This is a genomic window from Pseudonocardia tropica, from assembly GCF_040105315.1.
Taxonomy (GTDB): Bacteria; Actinomycetota; Actinomycetes; order Mycobacteriales; family Pseudonocardiaceae; genus Pseudonocardia; species Pseudonocardia alni.
In genome coordinates, this window is sequence record NZ_JBEDNP010000001.1 from 171,127 (window position 1) to 191,897 (window position 20,771).

Below are 20,771 nucleotides of genomic sequence, written 5' to 3' on the forward strand. Positions count from 1 at the left end.
CGCTCGTCGTTCACCGGGCGGCTCCGTGGGATGCGGTGGACCGGATCCGCAGCGGCCCGGGCCGGGGGAGCCCGGGGCGGAGGGGATCCGGCTTCGGACCGGCGCGGTGCGCGCGGTCCGGGTGGTCGTGCTCGTCGGGGAGGGCACCATCGGACTCAGCCACCCGCACTCCGCCGGCCGCGGCGGGGGCGGCCGGTGCCGAGGACGAACGAGCGGACCAGGTGGTTCCAGCGGCACTCGGTGCACACCTCGACGACGTGCACGGAGAAGTCGGCGACCTGCGCCGCGAGCTGCTCGAGGTCCGCCGCGGAGCGGGCCGAGCCGGAGACGTGGCGCAGGCTGTCGCCGAACACCCACGAGACCTGGGCGAGCTCGTCGTGCCGGCAGACCGGACAGGGCCGACCGGCGGACGTGCCGTGGAAGCGCGCGGCGCGGAGCAGGTAGGCACCCGCATCGCACACCTCCTCACGGCCGACCCGGCCGGCCCGGACGTCGGCCAGCAGAGCACGGCGCTGCAGGGCGTAGTCCACCACCTGTCGCGGGCTGAGCACCCGGCCAGGGTACGCGGGACGGACTCGCGGACCCATCGCCGTCCCGCACGGGGCCCTGCGGGCACGACCGTTCCGTGCCTGGTCGGGGCACTCGTCCGGTCCGTGACCGCCTGTGATGACGATCATGGATGGGACGGATCGATGTATCGGACCGATAGGATGACCGGTCGGCGGTCCACACGGAGGAGGTCGCGATGCTGGACTTCGCGGTCCTCGGCCTGCTCCAGGACGGTCCGCTGCACGGGTACGAGCTGCGCAAGCAGCTCGGCCGCAGGCTCGGCGGCTTCCGCGCGTTCTCCTACGGCTCGTTGTACCCGGCCCTGCGCCGGCTGCTCCGGGCCGGGTCGATCGCCGAGACCACCGACGAGGCGGGTGATCAGTACGGACGCGCTCCGGGACGGCTGCGACGGGGCAGGCGGGTGTACCGCATCACCCCGGCGGGCCGGGACCGGTTCGCGGCCATGCTCGCCGAGGCCGGCCCCCAGGCGTGGGAGGACGGAAGCTTCGACGTGCACCTGGCGTTCTTCGCGCGGACACCGGCCGAGACCAGGATCCGGATCCTGGAGGGCCGCAGACGGGCCGTCGAGGAACGTCGGGACGGACTGCGCACCGCACTCGGCAGGCCCTGCGAGGGGGTCGACCGGTACACCCGCGAGCTGCACCGGCTCGGGCTGGAGTGCTCCGAGCGCGAGGTGTGCTGGCTGAACGAGCTGATCGCGACCGAACGGGCCGAGCAGGGCGCCGCGGACGGCCGCGACGAGAGGACCTTCCCCGGCGGCGGGCCATCCCGGCCCGCGACCGGCGGGGTACGACAGGACGAGACAACAGGAGGAGCCTGACATGAGCCAGGTTCGGGTGGCGGTCGTCGGCGTGGGCAACTGCGCGGCGTCGCTGGTCCAGGGGGTTCACTACTACGCGGACGCCGATCCGTCGACCCAGGTCCCCGGCCTGATGCACGTCGACTTCGGCGGGTACCACGTCCGGGACGTGACCTTCGTGGCCGCGTTCGACGTCGACGCGAAGAAGGTCGGTCAGGATCTCGCCGATGCGATCTCGGCCAGTGAGAACAACACCGTCAAGATCGCGGACGTGCCGCCGCTCGGGGTGACCGTGCAGCGCGGGCCGACCCTCGACGGTCTCGGCCGCTTCTACCGGGAGACCATCACCGAGGCCGACGGCGAGCCCGTCGACGTCGTGCAGGTGCTGCGCGACACCGGGGCCGACGTGCTGGTGTCCTACCTGCCGGTGGGCAGCGAGGACGCCGACCGGTTCTACGCGCAGGCCGCGCTGGACGCGGGCGTCGCGTTCGTCAACGCGCTGCCGGTGTTCATCGCCTCGGACCCGGAGTGGGCGGAGAAGTTCCGCGCCGCCGGCGTCCCGATCGTCGGCGACGACATCAAGTCCCAGGTCGGCGCGACCATCACCCACCGGGTGCTGGCGAAGCTGTTCGAGGACCGCGGCGTGCAGCTGGACCGCACGATGCAGCTCAACGTGGGCGGGAACATGGACTTCCTGAACATGAAGGAGCTCGAGCGGCTGGAGTCCAAGAAGGTCTCCAAGACCCAGGCCGTCACCTCGCAGGTGGACCGGGACATGGGCAAGGGCAACGTGCACATCGGCCCGTCGGACTACGTGTCCTGGCTGGACGACCGGAAGTGGGCCTACGTCCGACTCGAGGGTCGCGCGTTCGGCGACGTCCCGCTGAACCTGGAGTACAAGCTCGAGGTCTGGGACTCCCCGAACTCCGCAGGCATCATCATCGACGCGGTCCGGGCGGCGAAGATCGCCAAGGACCGCGGCATCGGCGGCCCGATCCTGTCGGCGTCGAGCTACTTCATGAAGTCGCCGCCGGAGCAGTACCGCGACTCCGAGGCGCGCGACAAGGTCGAGGCGTTCATCCGGGGCGAGATCGACAACTGATCGATTTCTCGGTACAACGGCCCGGGGACGACCGCGCAGGTCATCCCCGGGCCGTTGCCGTACCGGAGACGTTCCGGGCAGCGACATTACCGATCCGGAATGTTCCCGTTATTCGTCGTGAGCGCAGTCATGCAATGAATGTGCTCTGCGTCATTTATCCGGGCGATATCTGTTCGTAATGTGCGGTCCGGCCTTGTACGACCACCGCCCATCCGGGGTGAGGGGTGCAGGGTCACCGCCGGGCGACGACGCGGGCGGGTCGTGAGTGCCGTCCGGTCCCCACCGGAACTCCCCTTCGTACCGGCGCCCACGCCTCCCGCCCCGACCGCTCCTCCGGTGGTGCAACATCCCGAGGACCCCACCGTGCCCCAGCGTCATTCCGCTCCGGCGCTCCGCGTCGCCGTCGTGGCCACCACCGCCGCCGCGGCCGCGGTTCTGTCCGTGCTCCCCGCCGCCACCGCTGCCACCGCGGCCCCCACGGACGCCACCGCCTCCGCGGCCCCCGCCGCGGAGACCGTGACCCGTGACGTCGCCCCGGCCGCGAACGTCCTGACGGCGCTCGGCGCGAACCCGGCCGCGCTGTCGGTCTCCTCCGCGGCGCAGGCCGCGGCCCCGGCCGCGCAGGCCGCCGCCGCGCGCAGCGGCGCGATGTCGACCGCGATGGCCCAGATCGGCAAGCCCTACCGCTGGGGCGCCACCGGCCCGAGCGCCTTCGACTGCTCCGGCCTGGTCAGCTACGCCTTCTCCAAGGCCGGCAAGGACCTGCCCCGCACCAGCCGGGCCCAGGCCCAGGTGGGCACCCCGGTGTCGAAGTCGAACCTGAAGCCCGGTGACCTGGTCTTCTTCTACAGCCCGGTCAGCCACGTCGGCATCTACATCGGCGGCGACCAGATCGTGCACGCCTCCACCAGCGGTCAGCCGGTGAAGATCTCCGACATCGACCGGATGCCGTTCAACTCGGCCCGCCGGGTCTGAGAGAAGCCTGCGGAACGAAGCTCCGCTCTGAGCGCGCACGCTCCCCGGTACGACCGGCCCCGTCCTCGCGCAGGACGGGGCCGGTCGTCGTAGGTTCACCGGGTGACCGCTCCCCGCCGCCCGCTCGCCCTGATCACCGGTGCCTCCCAGGGCATCGGCGCCGCCACCGCCCGGCTGCTCGCGCCGCGCTACGACCTGGTCCTCGGTGGCCGGGACGAGAAGCGGCTGGAGACCCTGGCCGGCGAGCTGACCGAGGCGGGCCCGGTCACGGTCCGCACCGTGGCGGTGGAGCTCACCGACGACGACGCCCTGGCCGCGGCCCTCGACGGCATCGACCGGCTCGACGCGCTGGTCCACTCGGCCGGGGTCGGGGAGCTGGGCACCGTCGCGGAGACCACCGCGCAGACCTGGCGCCACCAGTTCGACGTCAACGTCGTCGCGGTCGCCGAGACGACCCGGCTGCTGCTGCCCGCGCTGCGCGCGGCGGGCGCCGACTCCGGCGCCGACGTCGTGCTCGTCAACTCCGGCTCCGGGCTCACCGCCCGCGCGGGCTGGGGGTCCTACGCGGCGAGCAAGTTCGCGCTGCGCGCGTTCGGCGACGCCCTGCGCGCCGAGGAGTCCGGGCACGGCATCCGGGTCACCTCCGTGCACCCGGGCCGGGTGGACACCGCGATGCAGGAGCGGGTCGTCGCGCACGAGCGGAGCGCAGGCGGAACGAGCATCGGCACAGCGGACGGGGAGTACGACGGCTCGCGGTTCCTGCGCCCGGAGTCGGTCGGCGCCGCGATCCTGGCCGCGCTGACCGCGACCCGTGACGCCCACCTCACCGAGATAGTGGTGCGTCCGCAGGGCTGAGGGCCGACTGCGCGCGCAGCTCGTCGAGCGCCGCCCGCAGCGGCGGCGCACCGGCCGCGGCGTCCCGGACGACGGCGAGGATCGTCCGCACCGGGGTGGGCCGCACGATCGGCACCGCGCACGTCCCGGCCGGGAGGTCGACGGCTCCGAGCCGGGGGAGCACGGTGACGCCGATGCCGGCGGCGACGAAGGCCAGCGCCGTGCGGTAGTCATGGGCCTCGACGTGGAACGTCGGCCGGAACCCGGCCGCCGCGCACGCCTCGACCAGGTTGCGCCGGCACCACCCGCGGGCGAAGTCGTTGTCCACCCAGCGCAGGCCGGCGAGCTCGGACAGCTCCACCTGCTCGGCCCCGGCCAGCGGGTGCCCCCCGGGCACCACCACGACGTAGGGGTCGTCGAGCAGGTGGTGCACCGAGAACCCGGGCCAGGCCTCGAAGTCCGGCCGCTCGACGGCGATCTGCAGGTCCGACCGGTCGGCCGGGTCGTCGGGCAGCCACTCGCGCAGGGCCAGGTCGAGCCGGACGCCGGGGAACCCGCCGGTCAGAGTGCTGACGACCCGCGGCATCCAGGCGGACCCGACGGAGGCGAAGTAGGCCACCGACAGCGACCCGGTGCGCCCCGTGCGCAGGTCCTCGACGAGCACCTCGGCCTCGCCGAGCCGGGCCAGCACCGCGTCGGCGCGGTCGGCCAGCAGCAGCCCGGCCGCGGTCGGCCGCAGCCCGCGGCCCACCCGTTCGAACAGCACCAGGCCGGTCTCCCGGGCGAGCGCGGTGACGTGCTGGCTCACCGCGGACGGCGTGTAGCCCAGGTTGGCGGCAGCGGACTGGACGGACCCGGCGGCCACGACCGCCCGGAAGATCATCAGACGGTGGGCATCGAGCACGCCCCCGACCATACAGCGCGACTGAATCCAGAAACAGAACATGTCGATGGTGCTGAACTGGGAACGGGTCGACGATGGCGACATGGACATCGTGCACCTGGGGCTCCTCGCCCTCGCCACACCCGCCGCGCTCGCCACGCTGTACCGGTCGTTCCGGGACCGCCCCAGCCGGTCGCCCGTCCGTAGCGGCTACGACACCCGCCGGCCGACCCTGTGAGCGCCGAGCCCCGGGCCGGGCTGCTCCCGCTCGCCGCCGCGGCCACCACCGTCGTGCTCTGGGCGTCGGCGTTCGTCGGCATCCGCGCCGTCGGCCACGACCTGTCCCCTGGCGCGCTCGCCCTCGGCCGGATGCTGGTCGGGGCGCTGACCCTGACCGCGATCCTCACCGTGGTGCGCGCACGGAGACGCACCACGGGCCCACCCCCGCCGCGCGGACGCCTCTTCGCGGCGGTGGCGATCTGGGGCGCGGCCTGGTTCGGCGTCTACAACCTCGCGCTCAACGCGGCCGAGCGGCACCTCGACGCCGGCACCACCGCGCTGCTGGTGAACGTGGCGCCGGTGGTCGTCGCCGTCCTGGCCGGGCTGCTGCTCGGGGAGGGCTTCCCCGCGCGGCTGCTGGCCGGGATGGCCGTCGCGTTCACCGGGGTGGCACTGATCGCGGCCGCCTCCTCCGCCGGGGGTGCCGACCTGTCCGGGGTGCTGCTGGGGCTGCTCGCCGCACTGGTCTACGCGGGCGCGGCCGTCGCACAGAAGCGGCTGCTGCCCCGGGTCGACGCCCTGACGATGACCTGGACGGGGGCCGTCGCCGGGGCGGTCGCCCTGCTGCCGTTCCTCCCGTCGCTGGTCGCCGAGCTCGCCACCGCGGGGCCGGCGGCCGTCGCCGGCGTCGTCTACCTGGGGGTGTTCCCGACCGGCGTCGCGTTCCTGACCTGGGGATACGCCCTGACCCGCACGACCGCGGGCCGGCTGGCCGCCACCACGTACGCGATCCCGCCACTGGTGGTCGGGCTGTCCTGGGCGCTGCTCGGGGAGGTACCCGCACCGGCCGCGCTCGCCGGCGGTCTGCTGTGCCTCGTCGGCGTCGCCGTCGCCACCCGTTCGGCCCCGCACCGGGGGCGGGGATCGTCCGAACGACAGACCCCCGTGGCCCGCCCCGTCGCTACGCTCGACGGGCATGGGGGAGTCCAGGGACGACGAGCGGTCCGTGATGCGGGTGTCGGACGCCGACCGCAGCGAGACCGCGGAGCGGCTGAAGCTGGCGCACGACGAGGGCCGGCTGTCACTGACCGAGTACGACGAGCGGTTGCAGCAGGCCTACGCGGCGACCGTCCGCGCCGACCTCGACCGGCTGGTCACCGACCTGCCCGCGGTGGAACGCACGATGTTGCCGTCGGTGCGTGCCGAGACGGCGCAGGTGGAGAAGGCCGAGGCGAGGCGTGAGCACCTCACGGAGTGGCGCTCGTGGGCCGGCACCTCGGTCGTCCTGACCGGCATCTGGGTGGTCACCGCGTTCGCCTCGTCCTCCGACGGGGAGGGCCTCCCGTTCTTCTGGCCGATCTTCCCGGTCGGGATCTGGGGCGCGGTCCTCGTCGCACACTTCTTCTTCGGCTCCGGGGAGCGGGAGGACGACTGAGGGTCCCGCGACCGCTGCCACGCGCACCGGACCGGGCATAGAGTCGCCCCGTGCTCGACCCCGCCCGCCTCGACCTGTCCGCGCTCGCGGACGCGCTCGAGGACCGCACACCGGAGGTCACCTGGTACCTCGACCCGGCCGACGCCGAGGTGCACGGCGTGTCCGGCGACGACCGGCCCGGTCCGGACTGGGTGGAGATCCGGCCGGTGACCAGCCGGGAGTCCTACCGGGACATGTCCGACTTCACCGCGGGCGTGCAGCACCGCCGGGCCGCGGCGCTGCTGGACCGCGCGATCGACGGCCGGGGCGCGTTCCGCCGGTTCAAGAACACGCTGTTCGAGTTCCCCGAGGTCCGCGACCAGTGGTACCGCTTCCGCGACGCCCGTTCCCGCCGGCGCGCGGCGGACTGGCTGGTCGCGGCCGGCCTGATCGGAGCCGACGACGGCGAGCGGCTCAGGGCGCGCCACCCCGACCCGGACCCGTCCAACGACGACGTGCCCGCCGCCGTCGCCGACGACCTGGCCCTGCTCTACGGCCCCCGGCTGCGCCAGGTGCTGCTGTTCGGGTCCTGGGCCAGCGGGGAGGGCTCGGTCGAGTCCGCGATCGACCTGCTCGTGGTGCTCGACGACGACGGGTTCCCGATCCTGCCCTGGGAGGAGGTCCGCGCGATGGACGACGTGCTGTGGCAGCACACCCGGCGGACCGGGCTGACGATCAGCGTGCTGCCGGTCGGCCAGGGCGAGCTCGTCCGCGCCGCCGACCCGACGGTCGTGCGTGCCCGCGCCGAGGCAGTGCGGGTCCGGTGACCCGGCGGGTGCACGGCGGGATCGCGCGGGCCCGGGTCGAGCTGGGCGGGGCCCGGGTGCTGGCCGAGAACGGCTTCGGCGACGCCGCGGTCTCCCGCGCGTTCCACGCCGCGTTCCGGGCCGCCGAGACCGCGCTGCTGGTGCTGGGGGAGACCCGCGCCGAGCACTCCGAGGTGGTCAGCGCGTTCGTACGCCGGGTGGTGCGGGAACGGTCGCTGGACCCGCGGGCCGGGCGGCTGCTGCGGTCGCTCTACAACCGCCGGGCGCTGGCCGACCACTCGGACGTGACCGCCCCGGCGGCGGAGGCGCGTGCGGCCCTCTCCGACGCCGCGTTCGTGCTCGACGCCGTGGAGGTCTGGCTCGCCGAGCCGGCCCTGTCCGGGCCGCCGGACCCGGGGAACGGGGCGACCCGGCGGCCGGAGAAGCCGGTCCGGCGCGGGTCCCGCGCCTGACCGGCCACGACCGGAGACCCGCCGCCTCGGCGGACCTGCGGCGGGACCCGTACGGCCCGGCCTGCGGCGCGACGAACCGCGCGGGAGCACGCTCGGCGCGCTTCGGGTCGTCGCCCCCGGCGTTCGGGCACGTCATGGCGTGGCCCCTCCCGCCGTGCGACCACGGGCTGGTCGCTCGGACGAGGGGATGCCGCCCGGGGGCCGGCCGTCACAGCGCGCGGGTCAGAAGAAGTCCCCGCCGAAGTCGGAGTCGTTGTCGAACAGGCCCCCGCCGTCGAAGCCGCCCTGGTCGGCGCCGTCGAAGCCGCCGTCGGCACCGCCGTCGGCACCGCCGTCGGAGCCCGGGTCGTCGAGGGCGGCGCCGTCGGCGAACCCGTCGGCGTAGGCGGCCTGGTCGGCGCCGGCCATCCCGCTGAACAGCGAGGTGAACAGCAGCGCCGAACCGACACCCCAGGCCCCGGCGACGAGTGCGGGCTTCCACCACGGCTCGGAGTACCAGCCGCGCGGCACCGGACGCCCGGCGACGGTCCCGCCGGGGTGGTAGTGGCTGTTCCGGTCGGTCGGCCGCGGCGACGCGCCCAGGCTGCGGCCCTCCACCTCGACCTCGCGGTCCTCGGTGACCTCACCGGCGCGGGACTGGCCCGGCAGCGGCGGCAGCTCGGGCCCGGGATCCATGCCCATCGCGGTGCGTGCGGCGCGGACGTAGTAGAGACCCTCGTAGGCGGTCTCGGTGACCTGCCGGCACTGCGCGGCCGTGCGCGCCTGCTCCATCTGCGAGCCTGCGGCGGTGTAGCGCTCGGCGGCGTCGGCCAGCGCCTGACGGCTCGGGTCGTCGGTCCCGGTCAGGGCCAGGACCTGGCCGCCGAGGCGTTCCACCCAGCGCCGGGACTCGGCCCGGGCGTCGGCCAGAGCGGCGGCGGAGTCCGCGTTGTGCCGCCGCACCAGCCAGACGACGGCCGCGACGACGGCCAGGACGACGATCAGGGTCAGGACTGCGCTCATGACGGACCTCCTGCCCGCTCAACGGGCAGGAGGTCGCCTGCGTTCCCTACCGGACGACGTTGACCAGGCGCCCCGGCACGACGATGACCTTCTTCGGCTCGGCCCCGTCCAGCGCGGCGACGACCTTCTCGTCGGCCAGCGCGGCCGCCCGGATGTCGTCCTGGCCGGCGTCGGCGGCGACGGTGACCCGCGAGCGGACCTTGCCGTCGACCTGGATCGGGTACTCGACGGTGTCCGCCACCAGGTAGCGCTCGTCGGCGACCGGGAACGCCGCGTAGGTCAGCGTGTCGTCGTGGCCCAGCTTCTGCCACAGCTCCTCGGCGAGGTGCGGGGCCAGTGGCGCCAGCATCAGCACCAGCGCCTCCGCGACCTCGCGCTCCACCGGCGTGCCGCGCTTGGTCAGCGCGTTGTTCAGCTCGATCAGCTTCGCGGCGGCGGTGTTGTAGTGCAGCGCCGACACGTCCTCCCGCACACCCGCGATCGCCTTGTGCAGCACCCGCAGGACCTCCTCCGACGGGGCCTCCTCGACGACGGTCACCGCACCGGTGTCCTCGTCGACCAGGTTGCGCCAGACACGCTGGAGGAAGCGCTGTGCCCCGATGACGTCCCGCGTCGACCACGGTCGTGAGGTGTCGAGGGGCCCGGTGGACATCTCGTACAGCCGGAAGGTGTCCGCGCCGTAGCGGTCGCACATGTCGTCGGGCGTCACGACGTTCTTCAGCGACTTGCCCATCTTCCCGTACTCCCGGGTGACGGGCTGCCCGTTCCACGTGAAACCGGCGCTCGTGCCGTCCTCGCCGACGACCTCGACGACCTCCTCCGCGGGCACGTAGGTCCCGCGGGCGTCGGTGTAGGCCCAGGCCTGGATGTAGCCCTGGTTGAACAGCTTCCGGAACGGCTCCTCGCTGCTCACGTGGCCCAGGTCGAACAGGACCTTGTGCCAGAACCGCGAGTACAGCAGGTGCAGCACGGCGTGCTCGACGCCGCCGACGTACAGGTCCACGCCGCCCGGGTCGGCGACCGACCGCGCCGCGTCCTTGCCGATCCAGTACTTCTCGGCCTCGGCGGAGACGAACCGCTCGGTGTTCTCCGGGTCCAGGTAGCGCAGGTAGTACCAGCACGACCCGGCCCACTGCGGCATCGTGTTCGTCTCGCGACGGTACCGCTTCGGGCCGTCACCCAGGTCCAGCTCGACGGCCACCCACTCGTGCGCCCGGGACAGCGGCGGCTCCGGCTCGGAGTTCGCATCGTCCGGGGCGTAGGTCTTGGGCGAGTAGTCGTCGACGTCGGGCAGGACGACGGGCAGCTGGTCCTCGGGCAGCGCGATCGGGCCGTGCTCGTCCCAGACGACCGGGAACGGCTCGCCCCAGTAGCGCTGCCGGGAGAACAGCCAGTCGCGCAGCTTGTACTGCACGACGCCCGCGCCGGCGCCCTTCGCGGCCAGCCAGTCGATAATCGTGCGCTTGGCCTCGTCGACGCCCAGCCCGTCCAGGCTGATCTCGTCGTTCGCGGAGTTGATGGTCGGGCCGTCGCCGGTGTACGCGCCGCCGTCCCAGTCCGGCGGCGGCTGCACCGTGCGCACGTGCGGCAGCCCGAACGCGGCCGCGAAGTCCCAGTCCCGGGTGTCCTCGGCGGGCACCGCCATGATCGCGCCGGTGCCGTAGCCCATCAGCACGTAGTCGGCGACGAACACCGGGACGGCCGCGCCGTTCACCGGGTTGGTGGCGTACGCGCCGGTGAACACACCGGTCTTGTCCTTGTTCTCCTGGCGGTCCAGCTCGGACTTGCGCGCGGCCTCGGCGCGGTACGCCGCGACGGCCTCGGCGGGCGTCGCGGCGCCACCGGTCCAGCGCGGGTCGGTGCCGTCGGGCCACTGCCCGGGGACCAGGGAGGAGACCAGCGGGTGCTCGGGCGCCAGCACCATGTAGGTGGCGCCGAACAGGGTGTCCGGGCGGGTCGTGAAGACCTCGATCGCGTCCGCGCCGGACTGCACCGGGAACCGGACCCGGGCGCCCTCGGAGCGGCCGATCCAGTTGCGCTGCATCGCCTTGACCGACTCCGGCCAGTCGACCCGGTCCAGGTCGTCGGCCAGCCGGTCGGCGTAGGCGGTGATCCGCATCATCCACTGCTTGAGGTTGCGGCGGAAGACGGGGAAGTTGCCGCGCTCGGAGCGGCCGTCCGGGGTGACCTCCTCGTTCGCCAGCACGGTGCCCAGGCCGGGGCACCAGTTCACCGGCGCCTCGGAGATGTAGGCCAGCCGGTACCCGTCGACGGCGGCGCGCCGGTCGGCCTCGGACAGCTCGGCCCAGGGGCGGCCGTCGGGGGTCGGGCGGGTGCCGGCCTCGAACTCGGCGCGCAGCTCGGAGATCGGGCGGGCGCGGTCGGCGTCGGTGTCGTACCAGGACTCGAAGATCTCCCGGAAGATCCACTGGGTCCAGCGGTAGAACGCGATGTCGGTGGTGGACACCGAGCGACGCGGGTCGTGGCCCAGGCCCAGCTGGCGGAGCTGCTGCCGGTAGCGGGCGATGTTGGCCTCGGTCGTCGTCCGCGGGTGCGTCCCGGTCTGGACGGCGTACTGCTCGGCGGGCAGCCCGAAGGCGTCGAAGCCCATCGGGTGCAGCACGTTGTGGCCGTTCATCCGCAGGTAGCGGCCCAGCACGTCGGTGCCGATGAAGCCCAGCGGGTGCCCGACGTGCAGCCCCGCCCCGGAGGGGTAGGGGAACATGTCCATCAGGTAGACCTTCGGCTTCTCCGAGCCGGGCTGCCCCGGGTCGGGGGCGTGGAAGGTCTGCTCGGTCTCCCAGAAGTCCTGCCACTTCCGCTCGATCCGGGCGGCCATCTCGGCGTCGTAGCGGTACGCCGGTCGGTCCGCGCGCTGCTCGGACGCGGTCGTGGTCTCGGTGCTCATGTCCGTCTCACCTCGGGGATGCCTGTCGTGACGGCCCGACTCGGGGCCCGGAACACGTCGCGGCCCCTCGTGCGCATCACGTCGGAGGGCGCATCACGCAGGAGGGGTCGTCGCGGCGCCGTGTCTGGCTACGACGCCGCGCCGGGAAGTCGGCGGGCCGTGCACATGTGACCAGGGTAGCCGGGGCGGGCGTCCCCGTTCCCCCGGGTTCTACCCTGGTCACGTGCCCACGACGCTCCGCCTGCTCCTCGCCGCCCTGCTCCTGCTGGCCGGGGTGGTACTCGTCGTCCTCGCCGGGCTGGGGGCGACCGGCCGGCTGCCGCGCAACCGCTTCGTCGGCGTCCGCACCGCGGACAGCCTGCGGACCGCCGACGCGTTCGCGATCGCCAACCGGGTGGCCGCGCCGCCGGTCGGGGCCGCGGGGGCGATCGCCCTGGTCGGCGGGACGGTGCTGCTGGTCCTGGACCGGACCGGCGCCGCCCCGTGGGTCCTGGGTGCGATCGCGCTGGTCGGGACGGTCGTGCTCGCCGGTCTCGGTGGGGCGGTCGGGGCGCGGGCCGCGGCGGTGGCGATCGCCGCGCAGGCCGCGGCCCCGAGCTGCGGCGGGGTCTGCGCCGGCTGCGACCTGGTCGCCGGCTGCCGCGACGCGACCGGCACCGAGCCGGGCTCGGAACCCGGAGACCGCACCGGCCTGACCCGCGAGGCCTGACCCGCGGCGCCGCAGCTGCGAGGCCCGACCCGCGGGACCCGACCCGCGCGGCCGCAGCTGCGAGGTCCGGCCCCCGCGGGGCCGACCCGCGAGTCTCGGCCGGCCGGGCCCGATCGCGCGGCCCGATCGGCGCGGTACGACCGGCGCGGTACGACAGGCGCGGCCCGATCGGCGCGGTACGAGCGGGGCCTACCAGCCGCGGGAGCCCGGCCCGCCCTTGAACGGGCCGACGACCTCGTCGGTGACCCAGCCGCCGTAGAACCCGCCGGGCTGCGGGCGGACCGTCTCCCCGTCGAGGGTGATCCGTTCGAACGGCGCCACGTAGACCGCGACCCGGTCGGTCAGCTCCGGGTAGCGCGCGTCCGGCCGCGGGTACCACCAGGCGACGTCGGTCAGCGGCGGCACGCCGGGGACGCGGACGTCGCAGTAGTGGGCGACGCCCTTCCACTCGCAGAACGTGCGGTGCTCACCGGGCACCAGCACGCCGTCGGTGAAGGCGGTGCGGAGCAGGTACCAGGTCGGCGGGTGGCTGGTCTCCAGCACCCGGACCAGGTCGTCCGACGCGGCGACGAGCGTCCCGCCGTGCCACAGCTCCGCGCGCCGGGGCACCCGCTCGGCCCGGGGCGGGCGCGGGTAGTCCCACACCGACTCCTGCCCGGGGCCGACGGGATCGGGCTGGGGACGACGGTCGAAGAGCACGACCCCACGGTAGGCCGGTCGGCGGCCCCCGAGCACGGTCGCGGCGACCACGCACCGCCCGTGGAGGTCAGTTCCAGGCCGGATCACGCGGGAACGTGGCGAGCAGCGCCAGCGGGACGCCCTGGCGGCGCAGCACCCGTTCCCACAGCTGGTCGTAGACGGTGGTCAGCAGGTCGTCGGGCAGGCCGGGGACGACGTACCAGTCGCCCCGAGCGATCTCGCCGCCCAGCTGGCCCGCGTCCCAGCCGGAGTACCCGGCGAAAATCCGCAGGCCGCGCAGCCGCTGCGCGAGCGGAGCCGGGTCGGAGTCGAGGTCGACCAGCTGGACCGGCGGCCGGACCGGCATCAGCCCGCCGAGCCCGCGGCCGGTCTCCCCGGTCCGCAGGGCGGCCAGGCAGAGCGCGGTGCGCGCCTCGACCGGCCCGCCGACGAACATGGTCCCGGGGTCGCTGGTGAGCCCGGCCCAGCGCGGGAGCACGTCCCGTACGGCTGCCTGGCCCGGCCGGTTGAGCACGACCCCGAGGCTGCCCTGCGGACGGTGCTCGATCATGTAGACGACCGTCCGCGAGAAGTTCGGATCGCCCAGACCGGGGGCGGCGACGAGCAGACTCCCCGGCGTGACCGGGGGAAGAGCGGCGCCTCGCGTGGCGCGGTGTTCCCGCACGGGTCCATGGTCGCACCTCCGGCGCGGACGCGATGCCGCCACCCGTTCGCCGCAGCGTCGTACACCGGACATGATCGTCCATACGATCGTGTAATACGAACGTCCATCGATGTAGACGTACGTACGGGACGAACGTCCGGATCAGAGGTTCTCGGCCGCCCAGTCCCGCAGCGCGGCCTCGGCCTGATCGGCGTCCATCGGCCCCTGCTCCATCCGCAGCGCCAGCATGTGCCGGTAGGCCTTCCCGACGGCCGGACCCGGCGGGATGCCCAGCAGCTCCATGATCCGGTTGCCGTCGAGGTCGGGGCGGATAGCGTCGAGCTCCTCCTGCTTGCGCAGCTCGGCGATCCGGTCCTCCAGGCCGTCGTAGTTGCGCTGCAGGGCCGAGGCCCGGCGCCGGTTGCGGGTGGTGCAGTCCGAACGCACCAGCCGGTGCAGGCGCTCCAGCAGCGGGCCGGCGTCGGCGACGTAGCGGCGCACGGCCGAGTCGGTCCACTCGCCCTTGCCGTAGCCGTGGAACCGCAGGTGCAGGTAGACGAGCTGGCACACGTCGTCGACCAGGACCTTCGGGTACTTCAGCGCCCGCAGCCGCTTGCGGGTCATCTTCGCCCCGACCACCTCGTGGTGGTGGAACGAGACCCGCCCGTCCGGCTCCTTGCGCCGGGTCGCCGGCTTGCCGATGTCGTGCAGCAGCGCGGCCAGGCGCAGGGTGAGGTCCGGCCCGTCGGTCTCGCGCTCGATCGCCTGCTCCATCACGACGAGCGAGTGGGTGTAGACGTCCTTGTGCTGCATGTGCTCGTCGGTCTCCAGCTGCATCGCCGGGACCTCGGGGACGACGTGCCGGGCCAGGCCGGTGTCGCAGAGCAGCTCCAGACCGCGCCGCGGATGCCCGCCGAGCATCAGCTTGGTGAACTCGGCCTGCACCCGCTCCGCGGTGATCCGGGTCAGCTCGTCGGCCATCGCCGTCATCGCGTCGGTGACCCGCGCGGCGGGGGTGAACCCGAGCTGGGAGACGAACCGGGCGGCGCGCAGCATCCGCAGCGGGTCGTCGGAGAAGGAGCGCTCCGGGGTGTCCGGGGTGTCCAGGACACCCTGGGCCAGCGCGGCGAACCCGCCGTGCGGGTCGACGAAGCGGCGGTGCGACCCGGTCAGCTCGACCGCCATCGCGTTGACCGTGAAGTCGCGGCGCACCAGGTCGCCCTCGACCGTGTCGCCGAAGCGGACCTCGGGGTTGCGGGAGGTGCCGTCGTAGGTGTCGGCGCGGAAGGTCGTCACCTCGAGGATCTGGCCGTCACGGCGCAGCCCGACGGTCCCGAACGCGATCCCGGTGTCCCAGACCGCCTCCGCCCAGCCGCGCACGATCGCGAGGATCTGCTCGGGGCGGGCGTCGGTGGTGAAGTCGAGGTCCCCGGAGTCCCGGGTCGACGCGCCGGTGCCGCGCAGCACCGCGTCGCGGACGCTGCCGCCGACGAGGTAGAGCAGGTGGCCGCGGGCGGCGAAGCGGGCGGCCAGCTCGTCGGCGATGGCCGGGACGTCGAGCAGTGCGACCACGGCGTCCTCCTGTGCGCGCTGCAGCTCGTCCGGGTCCGGGGCGGGCGCGCCGGCCGGCTGGCGGGTCGGCCGGGTCGCCGGTCGGGCGGTGGAGGACGGGGACGACGAGGACACGACGGGCCAGTCTAGGCAACGCGCCCGGGCGGTGGGCACGGGTCCGCCGTCCCGCCGCGCGGCCCGACCGCTGATCGACGGCGGGGCGACCGGGTGACGCGATCCCCGCGGCGGGTCGTCGACCCCCCTTCGGGCTACCTCCTCGTTACCATCGCCACATGTCCACCTCCCGCGGCCGCTCGTCGGCAGGGCGCGGCGCGGAACCCGGTCGCGAAGGCCGGAGCGCACGCGCCGGCCGGGCCGGTCGCGCCGACCGGTCCCCGGACCGCCGTCGCCGGCTGCGCACGGTGGACGAGACGTCCGCCGGCGGGCTGGTCGTGCACCCGCAGACCGGGGCCGCCGCGCTGATCGGCCGGCTGGACCGCCGGGGCCGGCTCCTGTGGTCGCTGCCCAAGGGCCACATCGAGGCCGGTGAGACCGCCGAGCAGGCCGCGGTGCGCGAGGTGCAGGAGGAGACCGGCATCATCGGTGAGGTGCTGGCTCCCCTGGGCACCATCGACTTCTGGTTCGTCGCCGAGGACCGGCGCGTGCACAAGACGGTGCACCACTACCTGATGCGCGCGCTCGGCGGCGAGCTCTGCGACGAGGACGTCGAGGTCTCCGAGGTGGCCTGGGTGCCGCTCGACGAGCTGGAGGGCCGGCTCGCCTACGCCGACGAGCGCCGGCTGATCCGGCATGCGGCCGACCTGCTGGAGGAGACGGCGTGAGCCGGGTCGCGGCCCTGGTCGCGATCGTGCTCACCGCGGTGGTGGCACTGCTCCTGCCCGCGGCGCTGCCGCACGGTGCACCCCCGACCGCGGCCGCGGACCGCCCGGCCCAGCAGCCCGCCGCCCCGGTCCGGCTCGACGTCGGCACGATGACCCCGCGGGTGGTGACCTCGGCGGGGCCGGGCGAGCTGGTCGTCACCGGGACCGTCACCAACACCGGACCGGGGACCGTCGACGACCTGGCCGTCCGGGTGCAGCGCGGGCCGGTGCTCGCCGGCGAGGCGGCGCTGCGGACCGCGCTGGCCGGGGAGGCCGCGGTCGACGACGCGACGCCGCCGTTCGCCGACCTCGGCCCGCTCGCGCCGGGCGCGTCGGTCCCGTTCCGCTACGCCGTCCCCCTCACCGGGCCCCCGCAGTCGACGCTGGCGCTGCCCGGCCCGGGCACCTACCCGCTGCTGGTGAACCTCAACGGGACCGTCGACGGCACGCCGTCGCGGCTGGCCGGGGTCCGCACCATGCTGCCGGTGTCGTCGCTGCCGGGGGCCGCGCCGCCGTCGTCGCCGGTGGCCGCCGCACCGGTGACGATGCTGTACCCGATCACCGACGCCCCGCGCCGGGTCCCGCCGCTGCCCGGCGAGCCGCCGCTGCTGACCGACGACGACCTCGCGACCTCCTTCGCCGACGGCGGCCGGCTACGCGGCCTGGTCGAGGCGCTGGGCTCGGCGGCGCCCGCCGGGTCCCCGACCCGGGCCGCGCTGTGCCTGGCGATCGACCCCGAGCTCGTCGCCACCGCGGTCGCCATGCGCGACGGCTACGTCGTCACCGGCCCCGGCGAGTCCGTGCCCGGCCGCGGCGCGGAGGCGGCGGGCCAGTGGCTCGCGGCGCTGACCGCCGCCGCGCGCGGGACCTGCGTGATCGCGCTGCCGCCGTCGGACGCCGACCTGGTCGCCCTGGTCCGCGGCGGCCAGGCCGACCTCGCCCGGACCGCGCTGGACCGCGGCCGCCGGACCCTGTCCACCGAGCTGGGGACCACGGTCCTCGACGGCGTCGTGTGGCCCGCCGACGGCGTCGTCGACGAGGCGACGCTGGACGCCCTCGGCGGCGGGACCCGGCTGCTGCTCTCCGCCGACGGGGTGACCGGCACGGCGGCCTCCGGCCGGGTGCGCGTGGGCGGCTCCGACGGCACCGGCCGGGACGGCGACGATTCCGCGCTGCTCACCGATCCGCTGCTCACCGAGGCCGCGACCGGACCCACGGGCGTCGAGGTGCAGCAGGGGGACGCGGGCGGGCTCGCCGGTCAGGACCTCGCCGGGGCGCTCGCGTTCCGGGCCGCGGACGCCGGGGGCCCGCTGGTCGTCGCGCCGCCGCACCGCTGGGCCGCGGACGGGCCGGCCGCCGCCGGGGTGCTGACCGCCCTGACCTCGCTGATCGACGACGGCCGGATCGCCCCGACCGGCCTGTCCACCCTCACCGGCGGCGAGGTGCAGGCGGGCGGGACGCAGCTGTTCTACCCGCCGCAGGCCGGCGGTGCGGAGATCCCGGGGACGGTCGTGTCCGGGGTGGCCGACCAGGTCCGGACGATCGAGGCACTGCGTGCCGCGGCCGAGGCCCGCACCGGGGTCGGGGCCAGCCCCGCCGACGTGTTCGACCCGCTGGTGACCGGCACGCTGCGGGCGGTGTCGTCGTGGTGGCGGGGCGACCCGGCCCGCGCCGAGCGGGAGGAGACCGTCGTCGCCGACCGGATCGCCCGGATCCGCGCGTCGGTGCGTGTGGTGGAGCCGCCCAGCCCGTACTCCCTCGGGACCAGCGACGCACCGCTGCTGATCACCGTCGCCAACGGGCTGCCGGTGACGATGAACGTGCGGGTGGTCCTGTCGAGCACCACCGGGCTGCGGGTCGCCCCGATCGAGGTGCAGGTGGTTCCGCCGCGCGGCCGCGTCCAGGTGCGGGTCAGCGCCCAGGTCACCCGCTCCGGGGTGTTCAGCGTCGACGCGGGCCTGCTCACCCCCGACGGCGTCGCGCTCGGCCCGGACACCCGGCTGCGGGTCCGGTCGACCGTCTACGGGACGGTCACGGTCTGGCTGACCGCGATCGCCGGCGGCGTTCTCGTGGTCCTGGTGGTCCGGCGGGTGCTGCGCAGGCTGCGTCCGGCCACCGCACCCGGCGCGTCCGGTGGCCCCGGCCCCGGCCCCGGGCCCGGGCCCGGGCCCGACACGCACCCGGACGCCCCCGTGCCACCGGGACCGGCGCCGTCCGGACGCACCCACCGCTCCTGAGGTCCGGGGGAGACACGGGGAGACAAGGAACACCCCTGTCGTTCGCCGTCCGGCATTGACCGCTCGTCGCATCACAGCTGCTTCCGGGCGAATCCGGAGGACCGAGAGGCAAACCGATCCACCCCCGTCTCCGAAGACAGGGGAGACGGGTCCGGGGGTGTGTTCTCGGCTCGTCCGCATCCGACCGAGTGCCGTAGGCTGACGCCGGACACGACACCGAGCGCCAGGGGGAGGGCGAGGCCGTTGAGCGGGCAGATCGGCGAGCGCACTGCCCGGACCGGCCCCCACCCCGTCGAGGACGACGCGGCACCCCGTCCGCACCCGTCGCTCGACCCCGCCGACGCGACGGCGACCGCCGAGGCGCCCGGGACCGCCGAGGCGCACGGGACCGCCGAGATGCCCGCCGACGAGCAGCCGACGGCCGCCGTGCCCGCGGTGCCCGCGGTGCCCGCGGTGCCGGCCCAGGCCCGGCCCACCGAGCGCATCCCGGCCGTCCGCGAGACCGCGGGCACCACCGCGGGCTCGCCGCTCACCGAGCGCTACGTGCTCCGCCAGCGGATCGGGTCCGACCCGGCCGCCGGGGCGGAGTTCTGGCGCGCCGAGGACACCGTGCTGCGCCGCCCGGTCGGCGTCACGCTGCTGCGCAGGCTCCCCGCCGACGACCGTTCCGACGACCCGGAGGGCACCGCCCGCGCCGGTGAGATGATCGTGCGTGCCCTGCGCTCGGGCTGCTTCGAGCACTCCGGCAGCGCCCGGCTGCTCGACGTACTGGCCCCGGGCACGCACGGCCTGCCGGCCGACGTGCTGGGCGCCGCCGTCGCCGAGTGGGTGCCGGGGCGTTCGCTGGCCGAGACCGTCGCCGAGGGCCCAATCCGCGCGCAGCGGGCCGCCAAGGCCGTCGAGACCCTGTCGGCCGCCGCCACCGAAGCCCACCAGCAGGGCCTGGTGCTCGGCTGCGACCACCCGCAGCGCGTCCGGATCACCCCGGACGGGCGCGCCATGCTCGCCTTCCTGCTCCCGCGCCCGTCGGTGTCCGCCGCCGACGACGTCCGCGGGCTCGGCGGGATCCTCTACTGCCTGCTCACCCGGCGCTGGCCGCTGTCGGTGTCCGACGCCGCCCGCGCCGGGCTCGTCGCCGCCGACCGCACGCCCGCGGGCCGGCTGCGGCCCGCGTCGCAGCTGCGGCCCGGTGTGCCGCTGGAGCTGGACACGCTGTGCAGCGGTGCGCTCGGCCAGGGCGACGGCGTCAGTCGGGTGCACACCGCCGCGGCGATGCACCGGATGCTGGCCGACGTCGTCGCCGAGGACGCCGACCAGGCCTTCTTCCCGCCGGTGCACGACGGCGCGCCCGCCGAGCCCGACGACGTGTGGCAGGACTCCGACCGGCTGCCCGACACCCGCAACGACCCCCGGCGCCGCCGCAACCTGCGGATCGGTCTCGGGGTGCTCGCCGTCGGCGTGCTGATCGTGCTCGGGTACGTCGCCGTGCAGCTGGGCATGCTGTTCGGTGGTGGCGGCGCCCCGCCGGTGGTCGTCCCGCCCGCGGCGAGCGCCCCGGTGCAGCAGCAGGTTCCCCCCGCCGGGGCCCCGGCCGCGTCGTCCGGGACGGGTACCGCGGTGCCGGACGTGTCGGCGACGGTGTTCGACCCGGTCGGCGACGCGGACAACGCCGGCACCGTCGGCAACGTCGTCGACGGCGACCCCTCCACCGTGTGGACGACGAGCCGCTACTTCCAGCCGTTCCCGGCGCTCAAGCCCGGGATCGGCGTGCTGGCCTCGTTCGACGCCGCCGAGCCGCTCACCGGGCTCACCGTCGACTCGCCGACCGCGGGCGCGGTCGTGCAGGTCCGCTCGGCCCCGTCGGCCGAGCCGACGCTGGCGGAGACGACGCTGCTCGACACCGTCACCCTGTCGTCGGGACGGACGACGGTCGGCCTCGACCCGGGCCGCCCCACCCAGCACGTGCTCCTGTGGATCACGAACCTGGGGCCGGACAACCAGACCCGGATCGACGACATCGGGTTCCGCCGCACCGCACCCTGAGCCGCCCCGTTCGCGATCGCGAC

19 protein-coding genes and 2 pseudogenes are annotated in these 20,771 nt (G+C 75.0%); 14 read left to right on the forward strand and 7 right to left on the reverse strand.

The genetic code is table 11. The features are described from left to right. Positions 1 to 155: 155 nt before the first annotated feature. Complete coding sequence (locus WHI96_RS00810; protein WP_345647786.1) at positions 156 to 551, reverse strand: DUF5318 family protein; 396 nt, start codon at positions 549 to 551, stop codon at positions 156 to 158. Between the two features lie 194 nt (positions 552 to 745). On the opposite strand from WHI96_RS00810, the gene WHI96_RS00815 reads away from it, so the two are divergent. From WHI96_RS00815 to WHI96_RS00830, 4 genes are all read left to right on the forward strand, one after another. Beyond that, on the forward strand, positions 746 to 1,390 hold the full coding sequence (locus WHI96_RS00815; protein WP_226354439.1) for a PadR family transcriptional regulator: 645 nt from the start codon (positions 746 to 748) through the stop codon (positions 1,388 to 1,390). 1 nt (position 1,391) lies between these two features. After that, a complete protein-coding gene (locus WHI96_RS00820) occupies positions 1,392 to 2,471 on the forward strand; it encodes an inositol-3-phosphate synthase (protein ID WP_251783323.1) in 1,080 nt (359 codons plus the stop codon). Positions 2,472 to 2,834: 363 nt separating this feature from the next. Then, positions 2,835 to 3,446, forward strand: a complete 612-nt coding sequence (locus WHI96_RS00825; protein WP_345647794.1) for a C40 family peptidase — start codon at positions 2,835 to 2,837, stop codon at positions 3,444 to 3,446. 102 nt (positions 3,447 to 3,548) lie between these two features. Further along, a complete protein-coding gene (locus WHI96_RS00830; protein WP_345647797.1) occupies positions 3,549 to 4,301 on the forward strand; it encodes an SDR family oxidoreductase in 753 nt (250 codons plus the stop codon). On the opposite strand, the gene WHI96_RS00835 is transcribed toward WHI96_RS00830, so the two are convergent. Then, complete coding sequence (locus WHI96_RS00835; protein ID WP_345647800.1) at positions 4,270 to 5,184, reverse strand: LysR family transcriptional regulator; 915 nt, start codon at positions 5,182 to 5,184, stop codon at positions 4,270 to 4,272. The two genes, WHI96_RS00830 and WHI96_RS00835, sit on opposite strands and share 32 nt — an antisense overlap. 40 nt (positions 5,185 to 5,224) lie before the next feature. On the opposite strand from WHI96_RS00835, the gene WHI96_RS00840 reads away from it, so the two are divergent. The 6 genes and pseudogenes from WHI96_RS00840 (at position 5,225) to WHI96_RS00865 (ending at position 8,075) form a co-directional block, all read left to right on the forward strand. Continuing rightward, entirely contained in the window at positions 5,225 to 5,401 is a 177-nt protein-coding gene (locus WHI96_RS00840; protein ID WP_345647803.1) for a hypothetical protein, read from the forward strand. 53 nt (positions 5,402 to 5,454) lie between these two features. Beyond that, positions 5,455 to 6,216: pseudogene (locus WHI96_RS00845) on the forward strand (DMT family transporter); the annotation flags it as partial. A gap of 175 nt (positions 6,217 to 6,391) precedes the next feature. Further along, positions 6,392 to 6,490: pseudogene (locus tag WHI96_RS00850) on the forward strand (DUF1707 SHOCT-like domain-containing protein); the annotation flags it as partial. 87 nt (positions 6,491 to 6,577) lie between these two features. After that, positions 6,578 to 6,817, forward strand: coding sequence for a hypothetical protein (locus WHI96_RS00855; RefSeq protein WP_345648574.1), 240 nt, complete (start codon positions 6,578 to 6,580; stop codon positions 6,815 to 6,817). A gap of 50 nt (positions 6,818 to 6,867) precedes the next feature. Further along, entirely contained in the window at positions 6,868 to 7,623 is a 756-nt protein-coding gene (locus WHI96_RS00860; protein WP_226354444.1) for a UPF0158 family protein, read from the forward strand. Beyond that, entirely contained in the window at positions 7,620 to 8,075 is a 456-nt protein-coding gene (locus tag WHI96_RS00865) for a HEPN domain-containing protein (protein WP_345647806.1), read from the forward strand. The genes WHI96_RS00860 and WHI96_RS00865 overlap by 4 nt, the downstream gene beginning before the upstream one ends. Before the next feature lie 222 nt (positions 8,076 to 8,297). On the opposite strand, the gene WHI96_RS00870 is transcribed toward WHI96_RS00865, so the two are convergent. Next, the gene (locus WHI96_RS00870; protein ID WP_345647809.1) at positions 8,298 to 9,077 is read right to left on the reverse strand and encodes a hypothetical protein; all 780 of its coding nucleotides are present in this window, start codon (positions 9,075 to 9,077) and stop codon (positions 8,298 to 8,300) included. A 46-nt stretch (positions 9,078 to 9,123) separates the two neighbouring features. Next, complete coding sequence (gene leuS, locus WHI96_RS00875) at positions 9,124 to 11,985, reverse strand: leucine--tRNA ligase (RefSeq protein ID WP_345647812.1); 2,862 nt, start codon at positions 11,983 to 11,985, stop codon at positions 9,124 to 9,126. Between the two features lie 223 nt (positions 11,986 to 12,208). Here leuS and WHI96_RS00880 point away from each other — a divergent pair, with 223 nt between their 5' ends. Further along, positions 12,209 to 12,694, forward strand: a complete 486-nt coding sequence (locus WHI96_RS00880; RefSeq protein WP_345647815.1) for an SdpI family protein — start codon at positions 12,209 to 12,211, stop codon at positions 12,692 to 12,694. Between the two features lie 189 nt (positions 12,695 to 12,883). Here the strand turns inward: WHI96_RS00880 and WHI96_RS00885 are convergent, their stop codons facing one another. From WHI96_RS00885 to WHI96_RS00895, 3 genes are all read right to left on the reverse strand, one after another. Then, positions 12,884 to 13,393, reverse strand: coding sequence for a DUF427 domain-containing protein (locus tag WHI96_RS00885; RefSeq protein ID WP_345647818.1), 510 nt, complete (start codon positions 13,391 to 13,393; stop codon positions 12,884 to 12,886). A 67-nt stretch (positions 13,394 to 13,460) separates the two neighbouring features. Next, the gene (locus tag WHI96_RS00890; protein WP_073573695.1) at positions 13,461 to 14,057 is read right to left on the reverse strand and encodes a YqgE/AlgH family protein; all 597 of its coding nucleotides are present in this window, start codon (positions 14,055 to 14,057) and stop codon (positions 13,461 to 13,463) included. Between the two features lie 141 nt (positions 14,058 to 14,198). Further along, positions 14,199 to 15,632 (reverse strand): CCA tRNA nucleotidyltransferase, encoded by a 1,434-nt coding sequence (locus tag WHI96_RS00895; protein ID WP_425571645.1) that lies wholly within the window; start codon positions 15,630 to 15,632, stop codon positions 14,199 to 14,201. Between the two features lie 248 nt (positions 15,633 to 15,880). On the opposite strand from WHI96_RS00895, the gene WHI96_RS00900 reads away from it, so the two are divergent. From WHI96_RS00900 to WHI96_RS00910, 3 genes are all read left to right on the forward strand, one after another. Next, entirely contained in the window at positions 15,881 to 16,429 is a 549-nt protein-coding gene (locus tag WHI96_RS00900; RefSeq protein ID WP_345647822.1) for an NUDIX hydrolase, read from the forward strand. Further along, entirely contained in the window at positions 16,426 to 18,705 is a 2,280-nt protein-coding gene (locus WHI96_RS00905) for a DUF6049 family protein (RefSeq protein ID WP_345647825.1), read from the forward strand. The genes WHI96_RS00900 and WHI96_RS00905 overlap by 4 nt, the downstream gene beginning before the upstream one ends. A 243-nt stretch (positions 18,706 to 18,948) precedes the next feature. Further along, positions 18,949 to 20,748 (forward strand): protein kinase family protein, encoded by a 1,800-nt coding sequence (locus WHI96_RS00910; RefSeq protein WP_345647827.1) that lies wholly within the window; start codon positions 18,949 to 18,951, stop codon positions 20,746 to 20,748. Positions 20,749 to 20,771 lie beyond the last annotated feature (23 nt).